This is a genomic window from Roseateles sp. P5_E11, assembly GCF_054049355.1.
On record NZ_JBFUMO010000176.1, the window covers coordinates 1 to 10,472 of the forward strand.

At 70.3% G+C, this 10,472-nt stretch carries 8 protein-coding genes; 2 read left to right on the top strand and 6 right to left on the bottom strand.

All coding sequences use genetic code 11. The features are described from left to right. Positions 1-159 precede the first annotated feature (159 nt). Complete coding sequence (locus tag ACXJKR_RS14740) at positions 160-1,602, top strand: cobyric acid synthase (protein ID WP_457323465.1); 1,443 nt, start codon at positions 160-162, stop codon at positions 1,600-1,602. Positions 1,603-1,613: 11 nt separating this feature from the next. After that, entirely contained in the window at positions 1,614-2,621 is a 1,008-nt protein-coding gene (locus ACXJKR_RS14745) for a S1/P1 nuclease (protein WP_457323466.1), read from the top strand. Here the strand turns inward: ACXJKR_RS14745 and ACXJKR_RS14750 are convergent. The 6 genes from ACXJKR_RS14750 to hisF form a co-directional block, all read right to left on the bottom strand. Next, a complete protein-coding gene (locus ACXJKR_RS14750; RefSeq protein WP_056193738.1) occupies positions 2,581-2,868 on the bottom strand; it encodes a YfhL family 4Fe-4S dicluster ferredoxin in 288 nt (95 codons plus the stop codon). The two genes, ACXJKR_RS14745 and ACXJKR_RS14750, sit on opposite strands and share 41 nt — an antisense overlap. Before the next feature lie 245 nt (positions 2,869-3,113). Then, positions 3,114-3,617, bottom strand: coding sequence for a pantetheine-phosphate adenylyltransferase (gene coaD / locus ACXJKR_RS14755; protein WP_457323467.1), 504 nt, complete (start codon positions 3,615-3,617; stop codon positions 3,114-3,116). Then, a complete protein-coding gene (gene rsmD / locus ACXJKR_RS14760) occupies positions 3,614-4,162 on the bottom strand; it encodes a 16S rRNA (guanine(966)-N(2))-methyltransferase RsmD (RefSeq protein ID WP_457323468.1) in 549 nt (182 codons plus the stop codon). The genes coaD and rsmD overlap by 4 nt, the downstream gene beginning before the upstream one ends. Next, a complete protein-coding gene (locus ACXJKR_RS14765; protein ID WP_457323469.1) occupies positions 4,159-6,882 on the bottom strand; it encodes a hypothetical protein in 2,724 nt (907 codons plus the stop codon). The genes rsmD and ACXJKR_RS14765 overlap by 4 nt, the downstream gene beginning before the upstream one ends. Continuing rightward, entirely contained in the window at positions 6,879-9,572 is a 2,694-nt protein-coding gene (locus tag ACXJKR_RS14770) for a hypothetical protein (RefSeq protein ID WP_457323470.1), read from the bottom strand. The genes ACXJKR_RS14765 and ACXJKR_RS14770 overlap by 4 nt, the downstream gene beginning before the upstream one ends. After that, positions 9,569-10,330 carry an imidazole glycerol phosphate synthase subunit HisF gene (gene hisF / locus ACXJKR_RS14775; RefSeq protein WP_457323471.1) on the bottom strand — a complete coding sequence of 254 codons (762 nt, stop codon included), beginning with the start codon at positions 10,328-10,330 and terminating at the stop codon, positions 9,569-9,571. The genes ACXJKR_RS14770 and hisF overlap by 4 nt, the downstream gene beginning before the upstream one ends. Between the last annotated feature and the right edge of the window lie 142 nt (positions 10,331-10,472).

The window sequence follows — 10,472 nt, forward strand, 5'->3', positions numbered from 1 at the left end:
GTTGGGTGCGCGTGTCGGCCCAACCTCCCGCCTCGCAGCAGGCGCTGCAGCAGGCCCTGCTTGAAATCGAAAGCGAAGACTCATGAGTGCAGCGCCGGGCCGTCCCAAGCAAACTCGCTCCCGCTCGGCGGGACAGGCCGTAGGCCGAAGGGTGCATCAATGATCAGTAAAGCAGTAATGGTGCTCGGCACGACGAGCGGCGCGGGCAAGAGCTGGCTGGCGACCGCGCTGTGCCGCTGGTATGCCCGCCAGGGGCTCAAGGTCGCGCCCTTCAAGGCGCAGAACATGAGCAACAACGCGCGCGTCGTGCCCGGCTTGAACGGCCTGATGGGCGAGATCGGCTCAGCGCAGTACTTCCAGGCCCTGGCCGCCAACCGCGTGCCCGAGGTGCGCATGAATCCGGTGCTGCTCAAACCCGAGGCGGATACGCAGAGCCAGGTCGTCGTGCTTGGCGAAGTGGACCCGGYCATGGCCACCATACCCTGGCGCGAACGCAGCGCGCTGCTGAAGCCCCGCGCCCGCGCGGCCCTGCACGAGCTGATGCGGGAGAACGATGTCGTCGTCATCGAAGGCGCGGGCTCGCCGGCGGAGATCAACCTGGCGCCCAGCGACTACGTCAACCTCGGCACCGCTCGCGACGCCAACRCCGCCTGCCTGATCGTCACCGACATCGACCGCGGCGGCGCCTTCGCCCACCTGTACGGCACCCACCAGCTGATGCCCGATGACGTGCGCGCCCAGGTGCGTGGCTTCGTGCTGAACCGCTTCCGCGGCGACGCCGGCCTGCTGTCGCCCGGGCCCGAGCAGCTCGAGCACCTGACCGGCGTGCCCACCATCGCGACGCTGCCGATGTGGCGCGGCCACGGCCTGCCCGAGGAGGACGGCGTCTTCGATGAGACGACGACCGGCAGCGGCCTGCGCATCGCCGTCATCGCCTACCCGCGCATCTCCAACCTCGACGAATTCCAGCCGCTGCGCCAACTGCCCGGCGTGCGCCTGAGCTGGGCGCGCGAGCCCAAGGATCTGGCCGGCGTGGACTGGATCATCCTGCCCGGCTCCAAGTCCACCGCCGCCGACCTCGCCTGGCTGCGCGCGCAAAAGCTCGACGCCGCCATCAACAGCCACCGCGGCCGCGTGCTCGGCATCTGCGGCGGCCTGCAGATGCTGGGCGAGGCGCTGATCGACCCGCATGGCCTGGACGGCAATGCGCCGGGCCTGGGCCTGCTGCCGCTGGTGACCGTCTTCGAGCCCGAGAAGCTGCTGCGCAGCGCGGAGTTCAGCTTCTCCACGTCGCTGGACGGCGGCTGGCAGGCCCTGGCCGGTGTGCAGGCCAGTGGCTACGAGATCCGCCACGGCCGCACCCAGCCTCACGCCGGCCTGCCGCCGCCGCGCGTGGCGCTGCGCAATGCCGCCGGCGAGGCTGTGGGCTGGCAGGCCGGCCAGGTGCTGGGCGTCTACGCCCACGGCCTGTTCGAGCAGCCGGCCGTGCTCAAGGCCCTGTTCGGCCAGGCTGGCCGGTCGCTGGATGCCGTCTTTGATGGGCTGGCAGACTTCATCGACCTGCACTTTCAACCGGGCAAGATTGCGGGCTTGATCGGCTGACGAATTTCCGCATGCGCCGCCTCCTTGTCACCGCCCTGCTCGCCCTGCCCCTGGCCGCCCACGCCTGGGGTTCTGACGGCCACCAGACCGTCGCGACCATCGCTGCCGGCCTCATCAAAGGTACCCCGGCTGAAGCCCGCGTCGCCGGGCTGCTGGGCGACATGCCGCTTTCGCTGGCCTCGATCTGGGCCGACTGCGTGAAGGGCATCGCGCCCAGCCAGGGCTATACCTATCCCGCGCCGGGCAAGTACCCCGCGTGCGCCGCGCTGGAGACGCCCGCACGCATCGCCGAGATGGCCGACTACGTGCGCCGCAACGACCGGCAGTGCCAGTTGGGTCTCGACGAGGACAGCTGCCACAAGCAGACCCATTACGCCGACATCACCGTGCAGCGCGGCCGCTACCTACCGAAGGTGACCGGCACGCGCCCGGATGACGTCGTCGGCGCGCTGCGTGCGGCCATCCTGGTGCTGCAGGGCAAGCCCTCGCCCGGTCAGCCCAACTTCAAGAACCAACGCGAGGCCTTGCTGGTACTGGTGCATCTGGTCGGCGACATCCACCAGCCGCTGCACGTCGGCAGCGTCTATCTCGACGCCCAGGGGCAGCGTATCGACCCCGACAAGCAGGGCTTCGATCGCGCCAGCTTCACCATCGGTGGCAACAGCTTGCTGCTCGATCCGGCAATAACGGCGGGATCGAAGAACTTCCATTCGTACTGGGACAACGTGCCTGAGGAATTCAGGCCCCAGCATGTCGATGCCGACTGGCTGGCCGAGGCGCGTCAGGTTCGTGCCGACCCAGGCACTGCGGTCGACTGGCCGCCCCACTGGGCCACGCAGTCACTGGAGCAAGCCGGACGCGTCTTCGACGGGTTGAAGTTCTCGGCCAGGCAGGGCTCACAGTGGGGCGTCGAACTGCCCGGCGGCTACGGCGCCAGGGCAGACGCCATCAAGCGCCAGCAGCTGACGCGCGCAGGAGCTAGGCTGGCCCGGGTGCTGCAGGCAGTGTTCCCGCGGTAGCCGCGGCGGTGAGGCGTTGATACTTCTGCATCAAGGTCTCCCGGCTCTCGATATGGGCCGGGTTGATCGGGATGCACGCGACTGGGCAGAGCATCACGCATTGCGGCTCGTCGAAGTGGCCGACGCACTCGGTGCACTTGCTCGGCTCGATCTTGTAGAACTCCTCGCCCATCGAGATCGCGTTGTTCGGGCAGGCGGGCTCGCAGACGTCGCAGTTGATGCATTCGTCCGTGATCATCAGCGCCATGGGATGCCTCCATCGGGCTGGCGGACGAATACGGCAAGCGCCTGCATGCGCTCGCCGCGCGCGGCGGGGCAAGGCATGCMTTGCCGATTCCCGCCCCGCGTGTCCGTGATCATCAGTGCCATGGAATGCCTCCATCGGGCTGACGGACGAATACGGCAAACGCCTGCATGCGCTTGCCGCGCGCGGCGGGGCAAGGCATGCCTTGCCGATTCCCGCCACGCGTTTCGGTGATCATCAAAGCCATCTCAACTACCTCGCTTCTTGCAGCGCTCGTTCAGCCGCGCCAGTACCCCGGGCGACACAAACTCCGCCACCTCGCCACCCAGCGTCGCGATCTCGCGCACGAAGGTGCTGGACGTGTACTGGTGGTGTTCGCCGGGCGTCAGGAAGATGGTCTCGACCTCGGGCATGAGCTTGCGGTTCATGCCGGCCATCTGGAACTCGTATTCGAAGTCGCCACCGGTGCGCAGGCCACGCACGACGACACRGCCGGCGTGGGTGCGCACGAAGTCGCGCAGCAGACCGTCGAAGGCGATGACCTCGACATTGCCCAGCGGTGCCGCCACTTCCTGGGCCATCGCCAGCCGCTCGTCCAGGGAAAACATGGTCTTCTTGTGATGGCCGACCGCCACCGCCAGCACCAGGCGCTCGAACATCGCGGCCGAACGGCGCATCAGGTCCTCGTGGCCCAGCGTGATCGGGTCGAAGGTGCCTGGGTAGATGGCCGTGATGGTGGTGCGGGTCGTCATGCGGCCGGATTGTCCTCGCGCCGCAGCAATTGGTAGTGCACGGCRCCGGCTCGGCCCTGGCGCCAGGTCGTGAATCCGGCCGGGGGAGCGATCTCGCCCGGGGATTCGACGTAGATCAGCCCGCCTTCGGCCAACAGCGGCATGGCAGCAGCCAGCGCGCGGTCGAAGAGGTTGTCGGCGAACGGCGGGTCAAGAAAAATGAGGTCGAAGCGGTCCGGGCAAGCCAGCATCCAGTTCAGCGCATTGGCCCGGTGGATGGTGATGGCCGTGGCCTGAAGGCGCTTCTGACTGGCCCGCAGCCCGTCCACCAGCGTCGCCTCGCGCTCGATCATCACCACGGCATCCGCGCCGCGCGAGGCCGCCTCGAAGCCCAAAGCGCCACTGCCGGCAAAGGCGTCCAGCACGCGCCAGCCGGCCAGCGTCTGGCCCAGCCAGTTGAACAGCGTCTCGCGGATCCGGTCGCCCGTGGGCCGCAGACCCGGCAGGTCGGGCACCGGCAGCTTGGAGCGCTTCCACTGCCCACCAATGATGCGGACTTCACTCATCTCACTTCTCCGTCGCAGTCTCGCGCCAGCGCCACTTCGACGCGGCGGCGCAGGGCGGGCGGCGTCTTGTTCATCCAGTCCGACAGCTGCCGGACCTCGTCGCTGCCGCCGCTGAAGACGCTGTATTTGCTGCAGCGCCGCAGCGCCAGGATAGGGCCCCAGTCATCGGCAGGCAGCCAGTCGCGCAGCGAGGTCAGGGCCTCGTCCGTCAGCGAGTCGGCATAAGCAGGCAGAGCAAGCAGCCAGGCCATGCGCCGGCGCCTGGGCTCCAGAGCCAGTCCGGCGTCGGCACTCAGGGCAAGAACGGCCTCATTCAGCCAGGGCGCGAACAGGCCGGCGCGCCGCTGGGCCGACAGCGCCTCGCGATCCAATGCCGCAAAGGCGGCGAGGAAGCGCTGCTTCTCGTTGGCCCAATGCGCGTCAACGAAGTGAGCGATCGGGACGGGCACACGCGGGCCGTCCGCGCGCGGGTTGTCGGAGACCAGATCAAAGACGTTGCTCGCCTTGTCCGGGTCGATCAGGGAACGCCATGCGTCGTCCAGCGCCGCCCCTTCCGGCAACCCCTCGAAGACCGGCTTGTCGGCCTGCCAGCTCAGCGAGTAGGCGCCATGGCCGCGCCGGCCATTGGCATCGTTCTCGGTACCCAGCCAGAAGCGATCGCCGCGGGGCGCCAGTTCCACCTCGAGCAGCTGGGTGACGAAAGAGAAGCCCTGCAACTCGGCAAAGCGCTGCGAGGCCTCGTCCCAGCGCTCGAGGTTCAGGGTCTGCTCGACGGTGCCGCGCGCCATATGGGTGGCAAAGCCCTCGAAGAAGGATTCGTCCGACCAGCTGCCGCCGGTAACGGTCTCCGAAGTCCTCAGCCATTGGCATTGAGCCTGCCGTGGCGCGGCCACCGGCTGCAGCCAACCGAGCTTTTGCTGGTCGTACACCCAGGATTGCGTCGCCAGCGTCAGCTGGGCCAGGGCGCGGCGCAGCCCCGGCGACACCGCGACCGTGCAATCCAAGGGTTCCGTCACCAGCCGCAGCGCGACCGGGCCGGCGGGTGTCTTGTGCGGCGCCGAAGCCGCAACGCTTGGGCCGCTCGGCCCTGCCACTTTTGTCGGCACTGGGCGCAAGGCCAGGCCTTCGGCCACCGCCCAGCGCACCAGATCGGCGTCGCTCCAGCCGGCGCCGTCGGGCAGCAGGCCGGCACGCAGGCGGCGCGGTGTGGCCTTGGGCGAACGCGGCAGCAGCCAGCGGGCCAGCRACACATCACCCGCGCTCCAGCCGGTCATGCGGTCCGCATGACGGCTCCGCGGTGGGTCCACCCACAGGCGTGACAGCAGGGCCGGCAGCAACTCAGCCGCCAGGTCCGGTGCATGCCGCTGCAGGGCTGCCCAGAAGACGTCGTAGTCCCGCGGCTGAAGCGGCTTGACGAAGTTCGGCAAGGCCTCGGGGAGCGCATCATCGGCAGCGGCCCAGGCGATGAACTCGGGCAGGAAGGTCGGCGGCAGCTCGCTCATCCTGTAGTCGAGCCGCCAATTGGGGTCGGACCAGAGCTCGCGCCGCCGCTGGGCAGGCAGGGCGCGCAGCCGCTCGACCACAGGCGCCCAGCGAAGCTGCCAGGCCTGCACCTCTGCCGGCGTTGCGCCTACCCGCTGCGCTTGTTCTCGCAGGCCACTGCCCGCCACCAGGTTCAGGCTGGTCATGACGATGTCGATCGACGGCGCGGCGAGCACATAGGCCCGCCAGTCATCAAGCGGCATGCCACGCAAGTCGCCGGCGCGTTCGCGCGACACATAGCCCCACAGCTGAGCGAAGTCGGCGCCGTGGGGCGGGTCGAGCAGCAGCCCGGGCAGCGCCGCCATGGGCAGGGAGCGCGCCACGTCGGCAGAGAAGCGCACGTYGGACCAGGGCGCCCGCAGGCCGGCGGCCAACAGCGCGCGCACCTCGGCCTCGCTGCCTGCGCGCTCCAAGGCCCAGGGGAGGACGGGGTTCAGCAGGCGGGCGTCCAGTTGGCGCCAACGCGGCAGGGGCCAGGCCTCCGGCACCCACGGCTCGCTCGCCCGCAGCGGGTAATCAACAGCCACGCGGCCCGTGCGCGCGGCCAACAGCCGATCCACGGCGGCAGCGTCGCGGGCGCGTAAGGCCGCGGCGAGCAAAGGCGACCCCTGGGCCACGCCATTGGGCACGCCGAGCTTGAGCCGCAGCAGGGCCTGGGTATGCGCGTCCGTCACCGCACCGGACCAAAGCCGTTTGCTGAGCTCCTCGGCGGGCAGGCGCCGGTAGGCGGGGTGGCGCAACAGCGTGCGCACCCAGGGCCAGCGCTGCATGCGCACGGCCACGCCCAGGGCGTCCAGATCGCCGTCGCCCTTCAGGGTCTGCAGYGGATCGGCGCCATGGTCCAGCAGCCACCGGGTGACGTCGCCAAACCCCGCGCGCAGGCTGTGGTGCAGCATGGTGCCGTTCCAGCGGTAGCGGTCCAGCCGGGCGCCTTGCGCCAGCTGCTCGGCCAGCATCTCGATGAGGTCGTCATGGTCCTTGGTCTCGGCCGCCGGCGTGTCCGGCGCGCCGGGCTCGACGACACGCGGCACCGCACCATCGAGTGCGAAGAAGGCGTCCATTGCCGCCTTGGTGGCCAGCACGGCGTCGTCGGCCTTGGCCGGGGCGCCGATGGCCGGCCCGGCCAGCAAGGCCAGCGCCAGCATGCCGGCCACACGCCAACCACGGATCCCAGTCATCTGACAGCTCCGTTGCAGTCGCTCGCCAGGGCCACGGCGATGCGGCGGGCCAGATCGGCGGGCACCTTCTGGCTCAAGCGGCGCAGGTTCCCGCGCTCCCCCGTCGAGTCGCTCGCACAGCGGCGCGGCTCGATCAGCGGCCGCCAGTCCTCGGCGGGCAGCCAGACGGCGAGAGAGTCCAGGGCCTGGCCGGACAGAGCCGCCGCGCGGCTGGGCCGGGCCAGCAGCCAGGCCATGCGGGCACGCTTCTCGGCCAGCGGCCGCGGGCTGCCGCCCAGGGCGTGGGCAGCAGCATCCAGCCATTCGGTGAAGAGGCCGTCACGCTGATGAGCATCCAGGCGCGGACGGTCCAGTCGGTCGAAGGTGGCGAGGAAATCGGCGCGCTCGGCGGTCCAATGCCGGGCCACGAACTGCTCGGGCGTGACGGGCACGCGCGGCGGTGGGGGCGGCGGCGGGTTGCCGTCCTCGGTCTCCAGCTTGAGGCAGACGCTGAGCGCGTCGGGCGGGCATGCGGTCTGCCAGGCGAGCTGGCGCGGGTCGTTCTCGGGCATGAGATCGAAGCTGGGCAGCCCCGCCTTCCAGTTCAGCAGCATGGCACGCGCGACCGGCTGGCCACAGCGGCCGTTGTTGACCTCGGCACTCAGCCATAGCGGCCCGCCGGGCAGTAGTTCGGCTTCGACCAGCGCGCCCATCGCCTCCCCCGTGCTCAGGGTGACGAAGGCTTGCTGGGCCTCATCCCAGATCGACAGGCGGCCGGCGCCGTCGCCGCAGGGGTTGAAGCGGCGCAGGCCTTCGAAGAAGTCCAGCTCCTCCCAGCCGCCGCCCACATGGGCGATCTCGTTGCGCAGCCAGAGGCATTCAGCCCGGCCGGGCGCGGCCAGGGGCTGGAGGCTGACGCCGTCGAAGGCCCGGTCGCCACGATCGGGCACCTGGGCGATGGGCTGGGTCAGCGCGCGGCGCAGGGCCACGCTGACCACGGGCTTGCAGGCCGGTGCCGCGGCGATCAGGCGCAGGCCGTCGGGCTTGCGGGCGATGGCGAGTTTGCCGCCGAGGCCGGGCAAGCTGACCAGTTTCTCGGCCAGGGCCCAGGCCACCAGCTCGCGGCTGCAACAGGGGCCACGGCCGCCCTCTTGCGGCATGTGGGCCACCGCCAGCACACGGCCAGGCGCCGTCAGGCCCTGGGCGCGCAGCCAGCGAGCCTTGGGCAGCAGGTCGTCGCTGACGTTGTAGGCCTGCATGSCCCGATGAAGGCGCCCTGGCGGCGCGTCGGCCAGCAAGGGCGTGAGCAGGGCGCCGAGCAGATCCCTGGCCAGCTCCGGCAACCGGGACTTCAGCAGAGGCCACCCGGCCTGCACCTCGGCCAGGCTGGCGCCCGACAGCCAATGCGGCAGCTGCTCGGGCAGGGCATCGGCCTCGGCGGCCCAGGCCAGGCCGCTGGCCAGGAACTGGGGCGGCAACTGGCGCAACAGGCCCGTCGGCAGCTTGAGCTCGCGGCGCTGCACGGGCGCGAGGGCGTCGATGCGCTGCACCAGCGGCGCCCAGTGCTGGGTCCAGTTCGCGGCGGCGCCGGGCTTGCCGGCGCGGGCGTCGAGACTGGCGCCGTAGTTGGATTCCGCCGTGTCCAGCAGCTCCTGCAATTTGGGCGCGGCGCGCACCACGGCCTCCCACTGCACCACCGGCTGGCTCCAGAGCTGGTTGCCCTGGCGCCGGCTGAATTCGGGCCACAGGGCGGCCACACCGGGCCTGGGGCCGAGCAGCAGCGAGGCCAGCAGGGGCGAGGGCGCACGGAAGAGCATGCCGCGCGTGAACTCGGGCTTGTCCCAGGGCTGGCGCAGGCCAGAGGCCAACGCCGCCTGCAACTCAGCCGGGCTGCGCAGGCCGGGCAGCAGCCAGGGCAGCAGCGGCGCGTCAAAGCGGGCCTCCAGCGCCAGCCAGACCGGCAACTCGGCGGCCAGCACAGGCGGCTTCTTGGACAACTGCTCGTTGCTGCATTCACCGTTGGCGGGCGACGCGGGCGCTTTCACGCCGGCGATCAGGCGCTCGACCAGGGCGAACTGGTGGCCGCATAGGGCCATGCGCAACAGGCTCTGGGCCGCCGGCGTGCCGGGGCTGGGCAAAGGAACCGACGGGCGCAGGCGCAGCAGGCCGTTGATCTGCGCCTCGCCAGCCGCTCCCGCCCAGAGGCGCTCGGCCCACTCGGCCGGCGTCAGCTTCAGGTAGGCCGGGTGCTTGAGCAGGGTGCCAACCCAACCCCAGCGCTGCAGGGTGACCGCGATGCCCAGGGCATCCAGGCCGTCAGCGTTGCTCGAGGGGTCGAGCTTTTGCAGGGGGTCGGCGCCGCTGTCGAGCAGCCACTGGGTGACGCTGTTGAAGGAGATGCGCAGGCTGTGGTGCAGCAGGGTGCCGCCCCAGCGATAGCGGTCCAGCCGCGCGCCCTCGGCGCGTTGACGCTCCAGGAACTCGATCAGGGCCTCCTGGCCGGCCTCCTCGGCGTCGAAGCCGGGCGGGGGATCGTTGCGATCGCTGCCGGCCACCTGGGCGGCCGGCATGGCGAAGAAGGCATCGAGGGCCGCCTGGGTGGCGAGGATGGCCGCGTCCGAGGTCTTGGCCGGAGCGGCAAGTGCCTGTGAAACCAGCACGACCGCCAGGGCGACGCCAGCGACGAGTTGCGCGGCGCGACCGCCCCTCACTGCCGCACCGGGATGCCCCGCGCCGCCATCAGCGCCTTGGCCTCGCCCACCGTGTGCTGGCCGAAGTGGAAGATGCTGGCGGCCAGCACCGCGTCGGCGCCGCCCTTGGTGATGCCGTCGGCGAGGTCTTCCAGCGAGCCGACGCCGCCGGAGGCGATGACGGGCACGGGCACGGCGTCGGACACGGCGCGGGTCAATTCAAGGTCGAAACCGCTCTTGGTACCGTCGCGGTCCATGCTGGTCAGCAGGATCTCGCCGGCGCCGAACTCGGCCATCTTGCGGGCCCAATCGACGGCGTCAAGGCCGACGTTCTTGCGGCCGCCGTGGGTGTAGACGTCCCAGCCCGAACCATCCGCGCGGCGCTTGGCGTCGATGGCGACAACGATGCATTGGGCGCCGTACTTGTCGCTGGCGGCACGGATCAGGTCGGGGTCGGCGACTGCCGCCGAGTTGAAGGACACCTTGTCGGCGCCGGCGTTCAGCAGCCGCCGCACGTCGGCCACCGCGCGCACGCCGCCGCCCACGGTCAGGGGAATGAACACCTTCGAGGCGACGGCTTCGATGATGTGCAGGATGAGGTCGCGGCCGTCGCTGGTGGCGGTGATGTCGAGGAAGGTCAGCTCGTCGGCGCCCTGCTCGTTGTAGCGCGCGGCGATATCCACCGGATCGCCCGCATCACGCAGGCCGACGAAGTTGACGCCCTTGACCACGCGGCCGGCGGTGACGTCGAGGCAGGGAATGATGCGTTTGGCAAGCATGACGGGGATACGGAAGCGAGGGCTGAATTATTCCCTCGATGGTTAGGGGCTTCGCGGCGGAAGCGAACTGGCGCTCAATCCGTAGCTTCGCAAGTTCCACCACCACAACAGGAGATGACGATGAGACTGACCTCCCCCGCCC

What these genes read in the sequence shown, in the direction of transcription:
- ACXJKR_RS14745 (WP_457323466.1), top strand. Translation starts at nt 1,614, where the DNA reads ATGCGCCGCCTCCTTGTCACCGCCCTGCTCGCCCTGCCCCTGGCCGCC.
- ACXJKR_RS14750 (WP_056193738.1), bottom strand. Translation starts at nt 2,868, where the DNA reads ATGGCGCTGATGATCACGGACGAATGCATCAACTGCGACGTCTGCGAG.
- hisF (WP_457323471.1), bottom strand. Translation starts at nt 10,330, where the DNA reads ATGCTTGCCAAACGCATCATTCCCTGCCTCGACGTCACCGCCGGCCGC.